Here is a 20,600-nt window from a genome sequence, read left to right as displayed (position 1 = left end):
TTCCTGCACCCGGCGGCTGTCGCCAAGCCCGCCGTACAAGGGGAGCGCGATCAGGCGCTGGCGCGCAGGCCGACCTCGTCGAACAGATGCAGCACCGCCGCCACCACGCGCGGGTCGGCCAGTACCCGCTGGTGCCCTCCTCCCTCCAGGCGCAGCAGCTGGCTGTCGGACCAGGCCTCGTGGATGCGGCCAGCCTCGATCACGGGGACCATGCGATCGTCCTCCGCGTGGACGATCAGACCTGGGATATCCAGGCGGTAGCGGCGTACATCGATGTCCTCGGCAGGAATGCCGGCGTGCTCGCCGACGCGCCTGATGAACTGCTCGCCGGCCCGGGGCGGCAGGCCGATGAAGCGGGCGAAGCCGCGCAGCATCCCGAGGACGCGACTGGGCGCGGCGATGGTGACCAGGGCCTGGGTTCGCAATCCCAGCTGGGTGGCGAGCATGGCGCTGACGCCGCCCATGGAGTGGCCGACCACCCCTTGCAGCGGTGGCAGCTCCTCGGCCGCTTCGAGCAGCGCGCGTGCGAAGAGCACGATGTTCGCCTCGCGCCCCGGCGAGTGGCCATGGGCAGGCGCGTCGAGGGCCACCACGCCATAGCCGGCCTGTACCAGGGCATCGATCAGGCTGGCGAACTGGGTCGGGCGCCCCTCCCAGCCATGCATCAGCAGCACGGTCGGGCCGCTGCCCCAGCGCAAGGCGGAGAGGCCGAAACGCAGGGTGATGCGCTCGGCGCGCTCGAGCCAGGGCAGCTCCCAGTCACGGGGATGGGTGTCACGGGGCGTCATGAAGCGCCGCCGGGCCTGGTCGGCGACGTGCCGGGGCGCCACGCGGCCGACGGTGGCGTTGAATCCTCGGAGCAGGTCCAGGCTGTTCATCTCGTTTCTCCTAGATCACCGCCATACGGGCGGCACGCAGTATCCGGTCCGACAGCTCGCCGGCCCCCAGGGCACGGGCAAGGGCCAGGCCGCCCACCATCAGCGCGATGTCGGCCAGGGCCTTGTCGCCGTCTTCGGGGGAAACGGCGAGATCGGCCGCGAGCAATTCGAGGTGTTCGGCCAGCAAGTGCTGGTAGGGCTCGGCGTTGCGCGCCACCTCGCCCACCGAACCGGGGAGTGGGCAACCACGGTCGGTGCTGTCGCGGTGACGACGGGATAGATAGAAGGCCGCCGCGAGGGTGCGCCGGTCAAGGGGCGCGAGCGTCGAGTCGAGCTGTTTCATCGATTGCCGCCGCTCCCGTAGCAGCTCGCCGAACGCCTCCACCATCAATGCCTCCTTGCTGTCGAAATGGGCATAGAAGCCACCCACCGTGAGCCCGGCAGCCGCCATCATCTCGCTGACACTCGGCTCCAGCGGGCCCCGGGTGAACAGCGCCCTGCCCGCCTCGGCGAGGATACGCTTGCGTGTCTGGCTGCTCTTGTCACTCACGGCCGTCTCCCGTTGCATGATGGCAATAATATTATATGCATCATTCAATCTGGCAAGCCTTTATGCACGCCACCGGTCGAGAGAAGGCAAGAGCGGGAAAAAACGAGGGTGATGAGATTTTTCGGAGCGGAAAAACAAAAGGGCCACTCCATGACGGAATGACCCTTAAAAGCCCCGCAGAGCGGGAAAAAGTGGCGTCCCCTAGGGGACTCGAACCCCTGTTACCGCCGTGAAAGGGCGGTGTCCTAGGCCACTAGACGAAGGGGACTTTAAACCTTCGAAAAGCAAGGCCAGCCCGGAGGCTGGCCTTATTTCGATGCACTGGGCATCTGATTTGGTGGAGCTAGACGGGATCGAACCGTCGACCTCTTGCATGCCATGCAAGCGCTCTCCCAGCTGAGCTATAGCCCCGAAACCTTCTCGGTGCGCGATCAACCTGATGGTTGTCGCTGCTGGAAAGTGGCGTCCCCTAGGGGACTCGAACCCCTGTTACCGCCGTGAAAGGGCGGTGTCCTAGGCCACTAGACGAAGGGGACTTTAACCTTCGTAGGACCGCAACCTTCGCTGCGAATCCTGGCAATTTGGTGGAGCTAGACGGGATCGAACCGTCGACCTCTTGCATGCCATGCAAGCGCTCTCCCAGCTGAGCTATAGCCCCACAGTAACGCTGGAACATCTCACTTCGCTTTCGAGTTCGTCGTGAGAACGGGGCGCATACTAAGGGCGACCCTGAAGGCTGTCAACAAAATTTTTCACCGGGATCGAAAAATTTTCATCGCAAGAACAATCACTTACCGGATTCGGCGGGAAGCACCCGTACGCTGCCACCGATGAGCGAACATAGCGCCCTCCCCCGGACATGAAAAGGCCCGCGCGAGGCGGGCCTTGTCGAAGGAGAAATCACTCAGCCAGGAATGGCGTCGCGAATCTTCTCCCACTCCTTGGTTTCCTTCTTCGACGCACCGCCCAGCAGCTCCAGCGCCTGACGCAGGCGGAAGCGGGTGAGGTCGGCACCGAGGACTTCCATGGCATCCAGCACGGAGACGGAGCTGGCCTGGCCGGTGATGGCCGGGAACATCAGCGGCATCACGTCACGCAGCTTGAGCTCAAGGTGCTCGGCAACACCCTGGATGCAGGCGGTGATGCGCTCCTTGTCCCACTGGCGCAGCGACTCCAGCTTCCACAGGACCAGCTGCATGACCTGGCGCACCTGGTCGGGCGAGAGCTTCTTGTGCTCGAACAGCTTGGCATCCAGCGGCAGCGCACCGGCGAAGAAGAAGCCGGCCAGCGGGGCGATCTGGCTGAAGGTCTCGACGCGGCCCTGTACGTGGGGCGCGATCTTCATCAGGTACTCGGGATTCAGCGCCCACTTCTGCACCTCGGCGGCAAAACGCTCCACCGGCAGCTCGCGGATCCACTGGCCGTTGAGCCAGGAGAGCTTCTCCAGATCGAAGATCGGACCGCCCAGGGAGACGCGCGAGAGGTCGAAGTGCTCGATCATTTCCGCCAGGGAGAACTTCTCGCGCTCGTCCGGCATCGACCAGCCCATGCGGCCGAGGTAGTTGAGCATCGCTTCGGGCAGGTAGCCCATGCGCTCGTAGAAGGTGATGGAGGTGGGGTTCTTGCGCTTGGAGAGCTTGCTCTTGTCCGGGTTGCGCAGCAGCGGCATGTAGCAGAGCACCGGTTGCTCCCAGCCGAAGTACTCATACAGCTTGATCAGCTTGGGCGCCGAGGGCAGCCACTCTTCGCCGCGCAGCACGTGGGTGATGCCCATCAGGTGGTCGTCGACCACGTTGGCGAGGAAGTAGGTGGGCAGGCCATCGGTCTTCATCAGCACCTGCATGTCCATGCGATCCCATGGGATCTCGACATCGCCACGGAGCATGTCCGGCACCACGCAGACGCCCTCGGTGGGCATCTTCATGCGCACGACATGAGGCTCACCAGCGGCGATGCGTTCGCTCGCCTCATCGTGGCTCAGGTTGATGCAGTGGCCGTCGTAGCGGGGGGTTTCCTTGCGCTCGGTCTGCTCGGCACGCAGCTTGTCCAGACGCTCGGCGGTGCAGAAGCAGGGGAAGGCGTGGCCCTTGTCCACCAGTTCCTGGGAGTACTTCTTGTAGATCTCGCCACGCTCGCTCTGGCGATACGGGCCGTGCGGGCCGCCGACGTCCGGGCCCTCGTCCCACTCGATGCCCAGCCAGCGCAGGGCGTCATAGATCTGCTGTTCGGATTCGCGGGTGGAGCGAAGCTGGTCGGTGTCTTCGATGCGCAGGATGAACTGGCCACCGTGCTGACGGGCGAAGCAGAGGTTGAACAGGGCGATATAGGCGGTGCCGACGTGCGGGTCGCCGGTTGGCGAGGGCGCAATGCGGGTACGGACAGTGGTCATGGCGGGTCCTGGTGCGGAACGGTCAAAGGCGCGATGTTAGCAGGGGCGCGGCGCCATGCTCCAGCCAGTGGCTGCGATCATTCGGCAGGCTGGCCATGAGGAAATCGAGGAAAGCCTTCACCTTCATCGCCTGGAAACGCCGGGAAGGATAGACGGCGTAGATTTCGCCGCTGGGCAACTGCACGCCCGGCAGCAATTCCACGAGTTCGCCGCGACGCACCGCGTCCTCGGTGATCATCAACGGCAACGAGGCAATGCCTGCGCCGCTGAGCACCGCTTCGCGGGCGAAGGTGATGTTGTTGCAGTGCAACACACGCTGGCAGGGCACGCTTTCGTCCAGCAGCGGCCAGTAGCGTTGCGGGTCCTGGGGCAGCAGCACGGCGCGATGGCCAGCCAGGGCGAGCACATCATGGGGGGTACCGTGCGCTGCGAGGTAAGCGGGACTGGCGCAGAGGCGGCGTCCGTTCTCGAACAGCTTGCGGGCGATCAGGGTTGAATCCTGGGGCTGGCCGACCATGATGGCGATGTCGACCCCCTCTTCCAACGGGTCGACATCCCGCGAGGTGATCTCCACTTCGGCGGTTATCTGCGGGTACTGGCTCATGAAGGTGCCGAGGACCTTGCCGAGGAACAATTGGCCGAACTCGATGGGTGCGGTGATGCGCAGCAGACCGGAGGGCTCCTGCTGCAACTGCATGACGGCCTGCTCGGCCTCGGCGAAGTCGACCATGATCTGCCGGCAGCGCTCGTAATAAGCCTGCCCGACCTCGGTCAGCCGCAGTTTGCGCGTGGTGCGATTGAGCAGACGAACGCCCAGGCGCTCTTCCAGCAGGGCGATGCGGCGGCTCACGGTGGACTTCTGCATGCCCAGGCTGTGCGCGGCCTGGGTGAAGCTGTGCAGCTCTACGACGCGGGTGAAGATCAGGGCGTCATCCAGACCCATTATTGTTCCCCATAAGCAACAAAGTTTCTGAAGTGTACTGGCTACTTGCCTGACTGGAACAGTGCTAGATTCCCGCCTTTCCGCCCGCCCTTCGAGCTCCTGGAATGCCAGCCAAACTGCAACGTCGCCTGTTTATCTTCATTGCCCTGCTGATCCTCGTGGTGGGCGGCTTCTTCCTGCATTGGCTGCTGGTAGGCCGCTTCCTGGAAACCACCGATAACGCCTATGTCCAGGGCGAGATCACCCGCGTCTCCAGCCAACTCGGTGCGCGAATAGAAGAAGTGCTGGTGGGCGACAACCAGCACGTGAAGAAAGGCGACCTGCTGGTGCGCCTGGAAGCAGAGGACTTCAAACTGGCCCTGCAACGCGCCCAGGCCGCCCTGGCCACTCGCGAGGCGGAGCTGGCCCAGTCGCGCAGCAAGCTCACCCAGCAGGACAGCATGATCGCCGCCAGCGAGGCCGACGTCGCGGCCAGCCAGGCGACCCTGGGCCGCACCCAGATCGACCTGTCCCGTGCCCAGACCCTGCGCAAGCCGGGCTATGTTTCCGAGGAGCGTGTCACCACCCTCTCCGCCGATTCCCGCGTGGCCCGCTCGCAAGTGGCCCGCGCCGAGGCCGACCTCAAGGCCCAGCGCGTGCAGACCGACGCACTGCGCGCCGACGTGAGGCGCCTGGAAGCGCAGATCGCCAACGCCCGTGCCGATATCGCCCAGGCCGAGCTGAACCTGACCCGTACCGAGATCCGCGCCCCCATCGACGGCATGGTCGGCCAGCGCGCCGCGCGCAATGGCCAGTACGTGCAGGTCGGCGCCCACCTGATGTCGCTGGTGCCGGACCAGGACATCTGGGTCCAGGCCAACTTCAAGGAAACCCAGATCGAGCACATGCAGCCCGGGCAGAAGGCCGAGCTGATCTTCGACAGCTTCCCGGGTACCCCCATCGAGGCGAAGGTCGAGAGCCTGTTCGCCGCCTCTGGCGCCCAGTTCAGCCTGCTGCCGCCGGACAACGCCACCGGCAACTTCACCAAGGTGGTGCAGCGCATCCCAGTGAAACTGACCTTCGACCGCGACAACCCGCTCAAGGGCCGCATCCGCCCCGGCATGTCGGTGCTGGTGAAAGTCGCCATCAAGCTGGATGAATGACGGTGGCCGGTGACACCCTGATCCGCCCGACCGGCGAGCCCAGCCGCCGCGACTGGATCGCCGTGATGAGCGCCATGCTCGGCGCCTTCATGGCGGTGCTGGACATCCAGATCACCAACTCCTCGCTGAAGGACATCCAGGGCGCGCTTTCGGCGACGCTGGAGGAAGGCTCGTGGATCTCCACCTCCTACCTGGTGGCCGAGATCATAATGATCCCGCTCACCGCCTGGCTGGTGCAGGTGCTCTCGGCGCGGCGCCTGGCGGTCTGGGTATCCTTGGGTTTCCTCGCCTCTTCCCTGCTCTGCTCCTTCGCCTGGAGCCTGGAGAGCATGATCGTGTTCCGCGCCATGCAGGGCTTCACCGGTGGCGCGCTGATTCCCCTGGCCTTCACCCTCACCCTGATCAAGCTGCCGGAGCACCACCGGGCCAAGGGCATGGCGCTGTTCGCCATCACCGCCACCTTCGCGCCCTCCATCGGCCCGACCCTGGGCGGCTGGCTGACGGAGAACTTCGGCTGGGAATACATCTTCTACATCAACGTGCCCCCGGGCCTGCTGATGATCGCCGGGTTGATGTATGGCCTGGAAAAGAAGGCGCCGCATTGGGAGCTGCTGAAGAGCACCGACTACGCCGGCATCCTCACCCTGGGCCTCGGCCTGGGCTGCCTGCAGGTGTTCCTCGAAGAAGGCCATCGCAAGGACTGGCTGGAGTCGCAGCTGATCGTCGGCCTGGGCAGCATCGCCCTGGTGAGCCTGGTGCTGTTCGTCATCCTGCAGACCTCGCGACCCAACCCGCTGATCAACCTGGGCATCCTCAGGAACCGCAACTTCGGCCTCTCGAGCATCTCCAGCGTGGGCCTGGGCATGGGGCTCTATGGCTCGATCTACGTGCTGCCGCTGTACCTGGCGCAGATCCAGGGCTACAACGCGTTGCAGATCGGCGAGGTGATCATGTGGATGGGGGTGCCGCAGCTGTTCCTCATCCCGCTGGTGCCCAAGCTGATGAAGATCATCTCGCCCAAGCTGCTCTGCGCCCTGGGCTTCGGCCTGTTCGGCGCTGCCAGCTTCGCCTCGGGGGTGCTCAACCCGGACTTCGCCGGCCCGCAGTTCAACCAGATCCAGATCATCCGCGCGCTGGGCCAGCCCCTGGTGATGGTGACCATCTCGCTGATCGCCACCGCCTACATCATGCCGCAGGACGCGGGCTCGGCCTCCAGCCTGTTCAACATCCTGCGCAACCTCGGCGGCGCCATCGGCATTGCCCTGCTGGCCACTCTGCTGGACAGCCGCGCCAAGGTGTATTTCGACTACCTGCGCGAATCCCTGGTGCCGAGCAACCCGCAGGTGGCCGAGCGCCTGGCCCTGCTCAGCGAGAAGCTCGGCAGCGACCAGGCGGCATTGGCCAAGCTCAGCGAGATCGCCCATCAGCAGGCGGCGATCATGGCGTACAATGACGCCTTCCATTTAATCGGCATCGCACTCGGCATCAGCATGATCGCCGTGCTGCTGACCCGTTCCCTGCCCGCTGGCGCCTCCGGCGGCGCTGCTCACTAACCCACGCGCTGCCTGAGGCGGCGCGCTTCCGCTTCAGGCTTTGCATGTCCAGCATCAACGCAAGAACCCGCGCCCTCCTGCTGGTGGGCGCCTTCGCCCTCATCTACATCGGCTGGGGCACCACCTACCTGGCCAACCACTTCCTCCTGCGCGAGCAGCCGCCCTTCGTCATCGCCACCCTGCGCTTCCTCTTCGCCGGCCTGCTGGCCCTCGGCTGGGTGTTGCTGCGTGGCCAGGCAAAGGTGCAACGCAGCGACCTGGGCAGCGCCTTCATCGGCGGGGTGATGCTGATCGCCGTCGGCCAGGGCGCGCTGATCTACGCCAACCAGTACCTGCCCACCGGGATGTTGGCGATGCTCTACACCACGCTGCCTCTCTGGAGCGTGGCGCTGGAGTGGCTGCTGGACGAACGTCCGCCGCTTTGGGTGCTGTGCGGGCTGGCCATGGCCAGTGGCGGCATCCTGCTGCTGATGGGCAACGGGCTGGGCGAGAACCCTGGCTTCGAGCAGTGGCTCGCTGGCGCCCTGGTGGTGACCGCCACCCTGCTCTGGGCAGTCGGTGCCTGGCTGTTGCGCAAGCGCGGGCCCTTCCGCTCCAGCTGGATGGGCCTGGCCATGCAGATGCTCATGGGCACCGTGCTGCTGGCCGGCTTCGGCCTGTGGCGTGGAGACTGGCAGGGCTTCGAGCTGGCGCGGCTGTCCCCGACTGGCTGGGCGTGGCTGGCCTATCTGGTGTTGCCGGTGAGCCTTGGTGTCTACCCGGCCTATTTCTGGCTATTGCGCGAAGTGCGCCCGAGCCTGGTGTCCACCTTCGCCTTCGTCAACCCGGTGGTGGCGCTGCTGCTGGGCTTCCTGATCCTCGATGAGCGTCTCAGCGTAACGGCATTGCTGGCCTGCCTGGCCACCCTGGGCGGGGTGATGATGGTCATCTTCGGCCGACGCTGAGCCGCGGACCGCGGATAGAAGAAGGGCGCCTGATGGCGCCCTTTTCGTTCACACCTGCAGCAACCTGTCGCGGAGCTTCTGGATCTCGTCGCGCAGCTGCGCGGCGGCCTCGAACTCCAGGTCGCGGGCCAGCTGGTACATCTTCTCTTCCATCTGGCGGATGCGCTTGGTGATCTCGCTCGGCGAGCGCAGCTCGGCTTCGTAACGTGCGTGCTCCTCCGCCACCTTGGCCATGGCCTTGCGCTTGTTGCTGCGCGAGCCGGGCACGGTGGCGCCTTCAAGGATGTCCTGGACGTCCTTCTGTACGCCCCGGGGAACAATGCCGTTCGCCTCGTTGAACGCGATCTGCTTGTTGCGCCGGCGATCGGTCTCGTCGATGGCACGCTGCATGGAGCCAGTCATGTTGTCGGCATAGAGGATCGCCTTGCCGTGCAGGTTACGCGCCGCGCGGCCGATGGTCTGGATCAGCGAGCGCTCGGAGCGCAGGAAGCCTTCCTTGTCGGCATCGAGGATGGCCACCAGGGACACCTCGGGCATGTCCAGCCCCTCACGCAGCAGGTTGATGCCCACCAGCACGTCGAAGGCGCCGGTGCGCAGGTCGCGGATGATCTCGACGCGCTCCACGGTATCGATGTCCGAGTGCAGGTAACGCACACGCACATCGTGGTCGGCGAGGTAGTCGGTGAGGTCCTCGGCCATGCGCTTGGTCAGGGTGGTGACCAGAACACGCTGCTCCACAGCAACGCGCTTGCGGATCTCGGAGAGCAGGTCGTCGACCTGGGTGGTGGCCGGGCGCACCTCGATCTCCGGGTCCACCAGGCCGGTCGGGCGCACCACCTGCTCCACCACGCGACCGGCATGCTCCGCCTCGTAGGGCCCGGGCGTTGCGGAAACGAAGATGGTCTGCGGGCTCATCGCTTCCCACTCGTCGAAACGCATGGGTCGGTTGTCCAGCGCCGACGGCAGGCGGAAACCGTACTCCACCAGATTTTCCTTGCGCGAGCGGTCGCCCTTGAACATCGCACCGACCTGCGGAACGCTGACGTGGGACTCATCGATCACCAGCAGGGAGTTGGCCGGCAGGTAGTCATAGAGGGTGGGTGGCGCCTGGCCGGGCTCGCGCCCGGAGAGATAGCGCGAGTAGTTCTCGATGCCGTTGCAGTAGCCCAGCTCGACTATCATCTCCAGGTCGAAACGGGTGCGCTGCTCAAGGCGCTGGGCCTCCACCAGCTTGTTGTTGCTGCGCAGGTAATCGAGGCGCTCCTTGAGCTCTTCCTTGATCTTGTCCACCGCGCCGAGGATCACTTCCCGCGGTGTTACGTAGTGACTCTTGGGGTAGAAGGTGAAGCGCGGCAACTTGCGGATCACCTCACCCGTCAGCGGATCGAAGGCCGACAGGCTCTCCACTTCATCATCGAAAAGCTCGACGCGGATGGCTTCGAGATCGGATTCCGCCGGGAAGATATCGATCACATCGCCGCGGACACGGAAGGTGGCACGGGCGAAGTCCATGTCATTGCGGGTGTATTGCAGGTCCGCCAGGCGACGCAACAGCTCGCGCTGGTCGATCTTGTCGCCCCGATCGAGATGCAGAACCATCCGCAGGTAGGACGTGGGGTCGCCCAGGCCATAGATGGATGAAACCGTTGCCACGATGATCGCATCGGACCGCTCAAGCAGCGCCTTGGTGGCGGACAGGCGCATCTGCTCGATGTGGTCGTTGATCGAAGCGTCCTTCTCGATATAGGTATCCGAGGAAGGAACGTAGGCCTCTGGCTGGTAGTAGTCGTAATAGGAGACGAAATACTCGACGGAGTTGTTCGGGAAGAAGGCCTTGAACTCGCCGTAGAGCTGGGCAGCCAGCGTCTTGTTCGGCGCCAGTACGAGCGTTGGGCGCTGCACCTGGGAGATGACATTGGCGATGCTGAAGGTCTTGCCCGAACCGGTCACCCCCAGCAGCGTCTGGTGCGACAGGCCCGCTTCCAGGCCCTCGACCAACTGGCGAATGGCTTCGGGTTGGTCGCCGGCCGGCTGGAAGCGGGTGACGAGTTGAAACTCTGACATGGCTGACCTCGGCAAAATGATGTGACACCCGCCCAGCGGCAGCGTCAAACCAGGCGAAAAGCTAGCGTACGTTGTCGCGGCACGCGACCTTGACCGCTATAATACCGGCCCGATTGCGCAACCCCAATGCACGATGCTCGCGGGGTTGCCAGGCCTCCAACTTCCTTCCTCTCGAGCAGCCGCATCATGAGTCTGTTTTCTGCCGTCGAAATGGCTCCGCGCGACCCCATCTTGGGCCTCAACGAAGCATTCAACGCCGATCCGCGCCCGACCAAGGTCAACCTTGGCGTGGGCGTCTACTACAACGAACAGGGCCGTATTCCGCTGTTGCGCGCCGTTGCCGAGGCCGAGAAGGCCCGCATCGAAGCCCATGCACCGCGCGGCTACCTGCCGATCGAGGGCATCGCCGCCTACGACCTGGCCGTGCAGAAGCTGCTGTTCGGTAACGACTCGGCGCTGATCGCGGACGGCCGCGTCATCACCACCCAAGCTGTCGGGGGCACCGGGGCCCTGAAGACCGGTGCCGACTTCCTCAAACGCCTGCTGCCTGACGCCGTGGTCGCCATCAGTGACCCGAGCTGGGAAAACCACCGCGCGCTGTTCGAGTCCGCCGGCTTCCCGGTCCAGAACTACCGCTATTACGACGCAGCCAGCCACGGCGTGAACCGTGCCGGCATGCTCGAAGACCTCAAGGCCCTGCCTCCTCGTTCGATCGTCGTGATGCACGCCTGTTGCCACAACCCGACGGGCGTCGACCTGAACCTCGACGACTGGAAAGCCGTTCTGGAAGTGCTGCGCGAACGCGAGCACGTACCCTTCCTCGATATCGCCTATCAAGGCTTCGGTGACGGCATCGAGCAGGACGCTGAAGCCGTTCGCCTGTTCGCACAGTCCGGCCTGAACTTCTTCGTCTCCAGCTCCTTCTCCAAGTCGTTCTCGCTGTACGGCGAACGCGTTGGCGCCCTGTCCATCGTTACGGGCTCCAAGGACGAGGGCAGCCGCGTGCTGTCGCAAGCCAAACGCGTGATCCGCACCAACTACTCCAACCCGCCGACCCACGGCGCCACAGTCGTCGCCTCGGTGCTCAACAGCCCCGAACTGCGCGCACTGTGGGAAGAGGAACTGGGCGAGATGCGCCAGCGTATCCGCGACATGCGCCTGGCCATGGTCGAGCAACTGGCCGCCTTCGGCGCCAAGCGCGACTTCAGCTTTGTAGCCCGCCAACGCGGCATGTTCTCCTACTCCGGCCTCACCGCCGAGCAGGTAGAACGCCTGAAGAACGAGTTCGGCATCTACGCCGTCAGCACCGGCCGCATCTGTGTCGCCGCACTGAACAACGGCAACCTGGAAAGCGTCACCCGCGCCATCACCCAGGTACTGTGAAAAAAGCAGGAGAAGCTCAAGCCAAACGCTTGACTTCTCCTTCTTAATCAGTAGGATACGCGTCGTTGTTCCGCGATAGCTCAGTCGGTAGAGCAAATGACTGTTAATCATTGGGTCCCTGGTTCGAGTCCAGGTCGCGGAGCCAAATTCAAAGCCCTCGGCACATGCCGGGGGCTTTTTCGTTTAGGCTGCTGGACTCTCACCAGGGACTCCGTCCCCGGTTATTCGGGACCTTCGGCCCTCACCCCTCCGGGGCCGTGCTGAAGCGCGTTCGGCTTCGCCGTCGAGTCCAGGTCGCGGAGCCAAATTCAAAGCCCTCGGCACATGCCGAGGGCTTTTTCGTTTAGGTCACTGGACTCTCACCAGGGACTTCGTCCCCGGTTATTCGGGACCTTCGGCCCTCACCCCTCCGGGGCCGCGCTGAAGCGCGTTCGGCTTTGCCGTCGAATCCAGGTCGCGGAGACAAATTCAAAGCCCTCGGCACATGCCGGGGGCTTTTTCGTTTAGGCCACCGGACTCTCACCAGGGACTTCGTCCCCGGTTATTCGGGACCTTCGGCCCTCACCCCTTCGGGGACGCGCTGAAGCGCGTTCGGCTTTGCCCTACGGTTGCGGTAACGAACAAGCAATCAGCAAGGCACAAAAAAGCCGGCTATCAAGCCGGCTTTCCTCGTTTCACTCTCAATGCTTATTCGACACTGAGCCTGTCACGGTTAGCCTCAAGAGTCTTGGCACCAATCCCCTTGACCTGCAATAAATCGTCTACTGATGAGAAAGCGCCATTGGCTTCACGATATTCCACTATCGCCTTGGCCTTCTGCTCACCGACTCCGATCATCACCTCCTGCAGTGCCACAGCGTCAGCCTTGTTGATATCGATCTTCTTGCTAACCTGTTCGGCGGCAACCTTTGCCGGCTCGCTCTTGGGTGGTACCTCTGCAGCAATGGCAGAACCGGCGAAGCCGAGAAAAACGAACAACAGGGACAGAATCCGTACGAGGATCATCACTTAAATCTCCATGTGACTAGCTTAAAGGGCGGTACTCCTAGATCCGCCGAGCCAAACTAGCCATTAGAGAGAGGCGGTTCAATTCCACGCCATTGATGGATTCAGTCAAAAACCTCCTATTCAAGAGGGTAAATATTGACAGTTTCCTGTAGGACCTCACGAACCAATCCATAGTCATCGGCTCGAAAGCCCACATATGGGCATGAGATCAGCTCGAAAGCTCACTGCTTGTCTTAGTGAAGATTGAGCGACCAAGAGCAAACCATCATGACGAGCATGGCCAGCCGTAACCGGCCGCATTATGTTGATGCACTAACTAAACAGACCAGCACCTCTATCAAGCAACCTTGAATACAAACCGGATGCCATGCTCCGCAAATCATTGAGAATCGCCTTCATGGTATCAAGAGCCCCATACTTACCATCTAGGTAACCCTCCATATAAACGGCGAACTCAACAGTTCCACGAAGTCTTATTTCTCGCCCTACATCAACGGTAACCTCCCCGTTGACAATAGGGAGATAGACACTGGAGAAGGTTACACGCCGGCGCTCTTCTTGCCAGTCGACGCCTCCCCCCAAGCCTCACAATGAATAAAATGGTTATTATCAGGAACTCTCGCAAAAATCTGCGCATAGTTCATTCCGCCACTGCCCGCATCGATAGGTATATAGGCCTTCATCTTGACCAATACCAATACATGAGTCGCTGTAGATGGAATTTTAGATGGATCGACTTTATAGACATACCTGACTTGGCTGGCGGTCTCCGCCGCAGGCGAATCCGAAAGGACTGGTTCAAGCTCATTGTATTCGATAGGGATGACAGCGCTACCAGTCATAATCATAGAGTCATGCTTTGCCGGTGCTCCCGAAAACAAAAACAATCGGCCGCTTTTAGACTCACTCAAAGAGTAAAAGCCTAGGAAAAAACACAAGAAAAGCCAAAAATACTTCAATCAGCCCCTTTCAAACGAATACCAGCCCATCACTGGCTCTGAACGACCATACCCAGAGCAGCAAAAGCCAATCAAGGCATACCAGACCGTAATCACATGAGACCCAGCAATTAATCTGAGAACCTAACCCTATAGGAAAGACTCAGTATAAATTAGCTAACCGTGCGCTTCGAATGCATCCAGTCAACTATTTCACCCTCTGGAGCATAACCAGAAACTGCCTCACGCAATAACTGGCGTACGCGATCATAATCATCCTGCTCGACAGATTCGATCAGATTGACAATAACCTCCTTGAAAGCCTCCCAAGGTAGATGTTCTTCATTAGCGCGCATGATCATCGGATGGTCAGTAGGACTTACGTTGTCACCGATCAAGAGCTCTTCATAAAGCTTCTCACCAGGCCGTAAGCCTGTGAATTCGATTGAGATGTCCCCGTGGGGATTAGCCTCGGAGCAGACACTTAGCCCTGTTAGATGAATCATCTTCTCGGCCAATTCGGCAATCTTCACAGGCTGCCCCATATCCAGAACGAATACATCACCACCCTGGCCCATTGAGCCGGCCTGGATCACCAGTTGTGCGGCCTCGGGAATAGTCATGAAGTAGCGAGTTATATTCGGATGAGTGACTGTCACGGGTCCGCCCTTACGAATCTGATCGTAAAAGCGTGGAATGACAGAGCCCGAAGAGCCCAGCACATTGCCAAAGCGCACCATGGTGAATCGTGTCTTGTTTTCTTGGTGCAGTTGCTCTTCATCACCGAACAATACCGGCGCAACTTCTTGACTCAATGCCTGCAAAACCATTTCAGCTAAACGCTTTGTGCTACCCATGACATTTGTAGGGCGCACTGCCTTGTCAGTGGAAATCAGAACGAAGTGCTCAACACCGGCGCGCAACGCTGCCTGAGCCGTATACAACGACCCCAGCACATTATTCATGACTCCTTCGGCGATATTGTGCTCCACCATCGGCACATGTTTATAAGCTGCCGCATGGTAAACGGTGTTGACCGCCCACACTCGCATCAACTCATACAGACGCTCCTGATTACGGACTGAACCAAGAACAGGGAACAACCGCACGCTGAGAGACTCCCTGCGTATACGTTGCTCCAACTCCGTATGAATGCTGTATAGATTAAATTCACTGTGCTCGAACAACAGCAATATCTTTGCATCGGTAGAAAGAATCTGCCGGCACAACTCCGAGCCGATGGAGCCACCCGCCCCTGTCACCATGACCACTTGGCCTCGAATGCAACGCTCGAACAATTCTTGCTGTGGCGGCACCGCGTCGCGCCCGAGAAGATCGGCGATGTCCACTTCCTGAACATCCTCTACCTTTACACGACCACTCGCCAAGTCCATGAAGCCCGGTACGGTTCGAACATGCAGCGGATATTGCTCCAATGTTTCCAGCACTTGCCGTCTGCGTGTACGACTTGCAGATGGCACAGCCAAAAGAATTTCTACCGCACCCGTTTCGTCGATCATCTGCTGAATGTGACCAGGCGAGTACACGCGCAGGCCTGCTATTACACGATTACAGATATTCTGATCATCATCGATGAACGCAACAGGCCGCATGGCACGCCCCATGCGGAGGGCTGCAGCCAATTGATTTCCGGCAGCTCCAGCTCCATAGATCGCTACTCGAGAAAGTCGGCTATCGAACCCACCGAATCTGGACGGCTGTTCAGGCGAGAACCAGTTGCCCACGAAATAGTGGCGCATGCATACCCGCAAACCACCGATCAACATGATGCTCAACCACCAATAATTCAGCACCATGGATCGAGGAATCATTGCGGGAGCATCTCGATACCAGTACACCGCCAATGCCAAGACCAAGGCAGACAAGCTCACAGCCTTAACAATCGCGACAAGTGCGTCATTCCCCAGATAGCGTGTGACGACTCGGTACATACCAAAACGAATGAACAACGGTATGGACACCAATGGTGCAGCCAAGAACAACCATAAGTGCCCACTGAATGGAAAGATATTGTCCATGTCCCCGAGGCGTATTACGAATGCCAACCACAAGGCGACCCACAGCAACACAACGTCCATGAAGATCTGGATTGATCGCTTGTAACGACGCGGCAAGCGCAGCATGCGTTCTCTGAGTTTGTCAGCTAGTCTCAACACAACAACGGCACCATATCCTTCAAAAAGCCTGGTTCTGCGTTGGCAGCCCCAAGCAAAGTCCTGCAACTGAAGCGATCTCATCGACCACTACGCACACGTTTCCATACCATCGTGCCGTCCGCAACCGACAACGAATGAACTGTCCACTCTCGTAAAGTGCCAGGTCGCGCCAGACACTCGCACTTTCGTGCATGACGCAACCTGTGGCTTGATGGCTAAGGATACTCCGCTCCCAAACGCATCATTTGATCTCGAGGTCTTGCCGCATAACGGCCTGAGGCGGGTGGACGCGGGCAGCTAAACATGACACGCCACCAAGCAGCCACCCTCCACTTCCCACAGGCAGAAGCAATATCTCTCAGAGAGGAACACAGTCCTCTCCCCTCATCCCATCAAAACTCTGCAAAAATCTTCTTAGCGGTATCTATCACACGATCCTGCTCCCGCTCTGTCATATTGGACCCGGAGGGCAGGCAGATGCCATGAGCGAAAATATGATCGCTGACGGAATAATCCTCATCATGAGGAAAATAAGCACACCCTTCGAAAAGCGGCTGCAGGTGTAGCGGCTTCCATATCCTTCGTGCCTCAATACGATGCTCCGCCAGTCGCTCGATAAAGCGCTGAACATCAACACGGCCTTCAGAGTCAAAAACGCCGCAACTAAGCCATCTTGTCGAGCGGCCAAAGGAGGCCTCAGGCATCCACTGAAAGCTCTCTCCACCGATGCCACTGTCGCGATATCGTTCGAACACCGCACGTCGCTGGCCAACTCGCTCCTCCAGAACGCGCAACTGCCCACGACCTATACCAGCCAGGACATTACTCATACGGTAATTGAAACCGGCACTCGTGTGCTGATACCACGGTGCTGGATCTCTAGCTTGCGTCGCAAAGAAGCGGGCTCTCTCAATCAAGGCTCGATCATCCGACACTAACATCCCCCCTCCGGAGGTAGTGATGATCTTGTTGCCATTGAACGAATAGATACCGAGCTTACCGAAAGTACCACTGGCTCTGCCTTTGTAACTGGCACCTAGAGACTCAGCAGCATCCTCGATCAGCGGGACATTGAACTTGTCACAAATCGCGACGATAGGATCGAAATCCGAGCTCTGCCCATACAGATTGACGACAATCACAGCCTTTGGAAGACGTCCATCCCGAGCAGCCTGCTCAAGGCCACGCTGCAATGCTGCAGGTGACATATTCCAGGTTTCAGGCTCGGAGTCGATGAATACCGGGACAGCCTTCTGATAGAGAATAGGATTGGCACTGGCGACAAACGTCAGACTGGAACAGAACACACTATCCCCTTCATTAACCCCCAGAAGGATGAGTGCGAGGTGAATAGCGGCGGTGCCCGAACTCAACGCCGCCGCATGGCCAACGCCAACTTTCTCCGCCAGCTCTCGTTCGAAAGCATCGACGTTGGGGCCAAGAGGAGCAATCCAGTTAGTATCGAAAGCCTGGTTGATGAAGGAGAGTTCCTGATCCCCCATATGCGGCGTCGACAAAAGAATAGGCGACTCAAGGTCTCGAGCACGCAGCAGCTCTATTGGACGCCCGAAGTCATCAAGCACGGGGATATGATTGACATCATTTTGCTTCATCAGATCGAGAGCCAGCTCTCGGTCCGTTCCATCTTGCACCGTAATCGGCGTCTTCTCTGGAAGCTCGAACTGCACCTCCTCCAATGCGGTACCAGCCAGTAACAAGCGGCGAAGATCACCATCGGTAATGGTCCGAACCAAGCGGCCACTTCCATCTACCAATAGCAGAATTTCTGCACCGCCCTGATCCATGCGAGCAAGCAGCTCCCTCAAAGAAAGCCCTTGGTGAATAATGACGCGCTGTAACTCAATCATCACAAAGAAATCCTAGCAGGAACACCAACCAAAACAGCGCCTGCAGGTGCGTTGCGTGTAACCACCGCCCCGGCACCAACACGCACGCCATCTCCAATGCAGATACCAGGCAAGATTACTGCCCCACTGCCTATGAGAACTTCATTGCCAAGCGTAACGCCCCCACCCAATGTGGAATTCGGAGCGATATGGCAACATTCACCAACCCTGCAATCATGATCAACTATTGCACCATGGTTGATAATTGTAGATCGACCAACAATTGCATCTGGCCCAATAACAGCATACGCAGCAACGAAACAGCCATCGGCCACTTGGGCGCTTACTGCAACGCTTGAGTGGGGATGTATAACAGTAAACCAACCTAAGACTTGATTATCAAACGTCGCCAGCAGTCGTCGCCGAGTTAAATTTTCCCCAATGGCTAAATGACCATAGAACGAAGAGCCAGTCAGAACAGGCTGCAACTCAATTGCATGACCGAGCAGTATCTCACCCACTCGAGAAGAATTATTATCGAACAAACGGACAGTACGCCCGTTCCGAACATAGGCATCCAGCACGACTTTGCCATGCCCGCCGGCGCCAAGAATAAAGTGCTCAGTATGCATTGCACTTGAGCAACAAGTCGCGGTTCAAGGGAAGTCTTTCGAGCAGTTCAGTAATACGCAGACCGGCAGCGCCATCCCCATAGACATTTCTTACGGCGACCCTCCCTTTGGCCAAGACTTGGACCAGCGCGCATTGTATTGCGGTTACATCGACCTCGACATCCACCACGTTATCACTTCGCTCCCGCCCTAATTGACGATTACCGACATTTACCACTGGAGTATGAAAACTGGCTGCCTCGATGATACCGCTACTGGAGTTCCCCACCATTACGTCAACAACCGACATCCAACGACAGAAGTCGTCTCGCTGCAAATGATTGACCACTCGCACACTGAGGTATGGATCTGCCAAGACCGCACGAATCGCTTCCCCACCAGCATCCGCGTTGGGCATCAGCACCAGTGCCTGAAGGCCGTCCACCCGCCGAATGCCTTCGAGCAACGTTCGCATCTGCCGATCAGCAAGCTCTGCGTGCTGCACAACCGGGTGAAAGATAACCAACGCAATAGGGCGCAAGGGATCAAATCCATACCCCAGCGCTATCTCATCACGCACAGGTGGCTGAATATCAACAAGACCGTCGAGCCCGGGCGCCCCTGTAACGAAAATATTCTCTTCTCGCTCCCCCATCCGAACCAGTCGCTCACGCGCATCAACTGTCGCAGTGAAGTGGTAATGTGCGAGCTTAGATATAGCGTGGCGTATAGGCTCATCGACAGTACCCGAGCGCTCTCCTCCGTGAATATGAACAATTGGGATATTCAGATGAAGTGCGGCAATTGCTCCCGCCAGCATCTCACCTCGGTCGCCCAGCAGCATCACCACATCGGGTCTCCACTGCTCGAACGCCTCGACCATCCCAAGGATTTCCACGCCAATGGCCTTTGCCATGGCGGAACCGCTATCGGAACGAAGCTCTACAGGCACACGGGCAACTATCGAAATACCGCAGGACTCGACTTCACGGATAGTATCCCCGTACTGCGAGTCCAGATGCATACCCGTCGCCAGGATTCCAAGCTCCAAACCTGGACGGCCATGAATCATGAGCAAGGAAGAACGCATGAGACCAAAGTCAGCACGGGTTCCAGTGACATATAGGATACGGCGCATTAGCTTAGCATTTCCCATTGGAGAGTCGTTCCGCTAACCATGGACTCACCAAGGGTTTGGCCTATTACCTGATCCAGGGCAGCAGGCGGGATTCCGTTACCTGGGCGCAACAGGCATAAATCCTGAGCGCTCAAAGTCTCCCCAGCCTTAACATCGCGCGCCAATGAAACGCTGCGTCGTACCAATGCTCGAACAGGTAGTTCAGATGCTGCTGGGGCTTTGATGCTAGAACCCAAAGCCTGCTCGGCCACACGAACCTGCGCCACCAGCTGTGCAAGCTCATCAGGATCAAGCGAAGCTTGATGGTCTGGACCAGGCAGCGATTTATCCAATGTAAAATGCTTCTCGATTACTGTAGCGCCAAGCGCTACCGCTGCGGTTGAAACCGCCAACCCCAGCGTATGGTCCGAGTAACCGACCGGCAGACCAGTTGCCTCGGCGATCGTATTCATTGCCCGAAGGTTCACATCCCGCGCAAGCGCTGGATAATTGGAGGTGCAATGCAGAACGCACAAGACACTGGACAGCGCCTCCGTCAGGCCAGCACTCGTCCGAGCCTCTGCAATCACCGCTACAGCTTCCACAACCTCATCAAGAGATGCCATTCCAGTTGAAAGAATCAGGGGAACATTCTTTTTTGCCAAAAAGCGCAGAAAGGGCCAATTGGTTATTTCACCAGAAGGTATCTTGATTCGCCGCATGCCGGAAGCAAGCAAGAAATCAGCAGCCTCTTCATCAAAAGGGGTCGACATGAATTCGATCCCGAGTTCCGAGCAACGCAAGATCAGAGCATCGTGTAACTCTGGAGACATCTCCAACTGTTTGAGCATGTCAAACTGGTCACCTTCGCCCGTAGCGCTCTTTTGATAAGCCGCTTTCTCTGCGCCACGTCGAACAAGCTTTTCAGCAGTAAAAGTTTGAAATTTTACCGCATCAGCACCGCAGCGGGCAGCGGTCTCAACAAGCTTAATAGCCAATTCTGGCGAACCATTATGATTGACACCAGCCTCAGCGATAACGAACGTACTATTCATG

Annotated in this window: 16 protein-coding genes and 5 tRNA genes; 5 read left to right on the top strand and 16 right to left on the bottom strand. The window is 59.5% G+C overall.

Features of this window, described 5'->3' with window-relative positions; translation table 11 throughout:
* Positions 1 to 50: 50 nt before the first annotated feature.
* From PSm6_RS18755 to PSm6_RS18720, 8 genes are all read right to left on the bottom strand, one after another.
* On the bottom strand, positions 51 to 878 hold the full coding sequence (locus PSm6_RS18755; RefSeq protein WP_021218591.1) for an alpha/beta fold hydrolase: 828 nt from the start codon (positions 876 to 878) through the stop codon (positions 51 to 53).
* A 10-nt stretch (positions 879 to 888) separates the two neighbouring features.
* The gene (locus tag PSm6_RS18750) at positions 889 to 1,428 is read right to left on the bottom strand and encodes a TetR/AcrR family transcriptional regulator (RefSeq protein ID WP_031287422.1); all 540 of its coding nucleotides are present in this window, start codon (positions 1,426 to 1,428) and stop codon (positions 889 to 891) included.
* 192 nt (positions 1,429 to 1,620) lie between these two features.
* Positions 1,621 to 1,696, bottom strand: a tRNA-Glu gene (locus PSm6_RS18745).
* A 67-nt stretch (positions 1,697 to 1,763) separates the two neighbouring features.
* Positions 1,764 to 1,839 (bottom strand) — tRNA-Ala (locus tag PSm6_RS18740).
* Positions 1,840 to 1,888: 49 nt separating this feature from the next.
* Positions 1,889 to 1,964 (bottom strand) — tRNA-Glu (locus tag PSm6_RS18735).
* Positions 1,965 to 2,010: 46 nt separating this feature from the next.
* A tRNA-Ala gene (locus PSm6_RS18730) sits at positions 2,011 to 2,086 on the bottom strand.
* 246 nt (positions 2,087 to 2,332) lie between these two features.
* The gene (gene gltX / locus PSm6_RS18725) at positions 2,333 to 3,817 is read right to left on the bottom strand and encodes a glutamate--tRNA ligase (RefSeq protein ID WP_021217520.1); all 1,485 of its coding nucleotides are present in this window, start codon (positions 3,815 to 3,817) and stop codon (positions 2,333 to 2,335) included.
* A 22-nt stretch (positions 3,818 to 3,839) separates the two neighbouring features.
* On the bottom strand, positions 3,840 to 4,760 hold the full coding sequence (locus PSm6_RS18720) for a LysR family transcriptional regulator (protein WP_021217519.1): 921 nt from the start codon (positions 4,758 to 4,760) through the stop codon (positions 3,840 to 3,842).
* Between the two features lie 104 nt (positions 4,761 to 4,864).
* Here PSm6_RS18720 and PSm6_RS18715 point away from each other — a divergent pair, with 104 nt between their 5' ends.
* The 3 genes from PSm6_RS18715 to PSm6_RS18705 are packed head-to-tail and all read left to right on the top strand — an operon-like array spanning position 4,865 to position 8,399.
* On the top strand, positions 4,865 to 5,902 hold the full coding sequence (locus PSm6_RS18715; protein ID WP_265167946.1) for an HlyD family secretion protein: 1,038 nt from the start codon (positions 4,865 to 4,867) through the stop codon (positions 5,900 to 5,902).
* 2 nt (positions 5,903 to 5,904) lie between these two features.
* Positions 5,905 to 7,455 carry an MDR family MFS transporter gene (locus tag PSm6_RS18710; protein WP_503827121.1) on the top strand — a complete coding sequence of 517 codons (1,551 nt, stop codon included), beginning with the start codon at positions 5,905 to 5,907 and terminating at the stop codon, positions 7,453 to 7,455.
* Positions 7,456 to 7,499: 44 nt separating this feature from the next.
* A complete protein-coding gene (locus tag PSm6_RS18705; RefSeq protein ID WP_265167945.1) occupies positions 7,500 to 8,399 on the top strand; it encodes an EamA family transporter in 900 nt (299 codons plus the stop codon).
* A gap of 48 nt (positions 8,400 to 8,447) precedes the next feature.
* Here the strand turns inward: PSm6_RS18705 and uvrB are convergent, their stop codons facing one another.
* Positions 8,448 to 10,463, bottom strand: a complete 2,016-nt coding sequence (gene uvrB / locus PSm6_RS18700; RefSeq protein WP_184490656.1) for an excinuclease ABC subunit UvrB — start codon at positions 10,461 to 10,463, stop codon at positions 8,448 to 8,450.
* Between the two features lie 186 nt (positions 10,464 to 10,649).
* Here uvrB and PSm6_RS18695 point away from each other — a divergent pair, with 186 nt between their 5' ends.
* Together PSm6_RS18695 and PSm6_RS18690 are read left to right on the top strand one after the other, a co-directional pair.
* A complete protein-coding gene (locus tag PSm6_RS18695) occupies positions 10,650 to 11,846 on the top strand; it encodes an amino acid aminotransferase (protein ID WP_265167944.1) in 1,197 nt (398 codons plus the stop codon).
* A gap of 69 nt (positions 11,847 to 11,915) precedes the next feature.
* Positions 11,916 to 11,991, top strand: a tRNA-Asn gene (locus tag PSm6_RS18690).
* A 542-nt stretch (positions 11,992 to 12,533) separates the two neighbouring features.
* On the opposite strand, the gene PSm6_RS18685 is transcribed toward PSm6_RS18690, so the two are convergent.
* The 7 genes from PSm6_RS18685 to neuB all read right to left on the bottom strand — a co-directional run bounded on the left by PSm6_RS18685 (position 12,534) and on the right by neuB (position 20,599).
* Entirely contained in the window at positions 12,534 to 12,851 is a 318-nt protein-coding gene (locus PSm6_RS18685; protein ID WP_043243157.1) for a ComEA family DNA-binding protein, read from the bottom strand.
* A 542-nt stretch (positions 12,852 to 13,393) separates the two neighbouring features.
* Positions 13,394 to 13,702, bottom strand: coding sequence for a hypothetical protein (locus PSm6_RS18680; protein ID WP_265167943.1), 309 nt, complete (start codon positions 13,700 to 13,702; stop codon positions 13,394 to 13,396).
* Positions 13,703 to 13,965: 263 nt separating this feature from the next.
* Positions 13,966 to 15,936, bottom strand: coding sequence for a polysaccharide biosynthesis protein (locus PSm6_RS18675; RefSeq protein WP_265170543.1), 1,971 nt, complete (start codon positions 15,934 to 15,936; stop codon positions 13,966 to 13,968).
* A 425-nt stretch (positions 15,937 to 16,361) separates the two neighbouring features.
* Positions 16,362 to 17,837 carry an aminotransferase class I/II-fold pyridoxal phosphate-dependent enzyme gene (locus PSm6_RS18670; RefSeq protein ID WP_043243161.1) on the bottom strand — a complete coding sequence of 492 codons (1,476 nt, stop codon included), beginning with the start codon at positions 17,835 to 17,837 and terminating at the stop codon, positions 16,362 to 16,364.
* Complete coding sequence (locus PSm6_RS18660) at positions 17,837 to 18,448, bottom strand: acetyltransferase (protein WP_265167942.1); 612 nt, start codon at positions 18,446 to 18,448, stop codon at positions 17,837 to 17,839. Before PSm6_RS18660 ends, PSm6_RS18670 begins: the two co-directional genes overlap by 1 nt.
* Entirely contained in the window at positions 18,438 to 19,583 is a 1,146-nt protein-coding gene (gene neuC, locus PSm6_RS18655; protein WP_201769955.1) for a UDP-N-acetylglucosamine 2-epimerase, read from the bottom strand. Before neuC ends, PSm6_RS18660 begins: the two co-directional genes overlap by 11 nt.
* Entirely contained in the window at positions 19,565 to 20,599 is a 1,035-nt protein-coding gene (gene neuB, locus PSm6_RS18650; RefSeq protein WP_081711515.1) for an N-acetylneuraminate synthase, read from the bottom strand. The genes neuC and neuB overlap by 19 nt, the downstream gene beginning before the upstream one ends.
* Between the last annotated feature and the right edge of the window lies 1 nt (position 20,600).

The organism is Pseudomonas solani (genome assembly GCF_026072635.1).
Taxonomy (GTDB): Bacteria; Pseudomonadota; Gammaproteobacteria; order Pseudomonadales; family Pseudomonadaceae; genus Metapseudomonas; species Metapseudomonas solani.
This window is presented reverse-complemented; position numbering and strand designations above follow the sequence as displayed.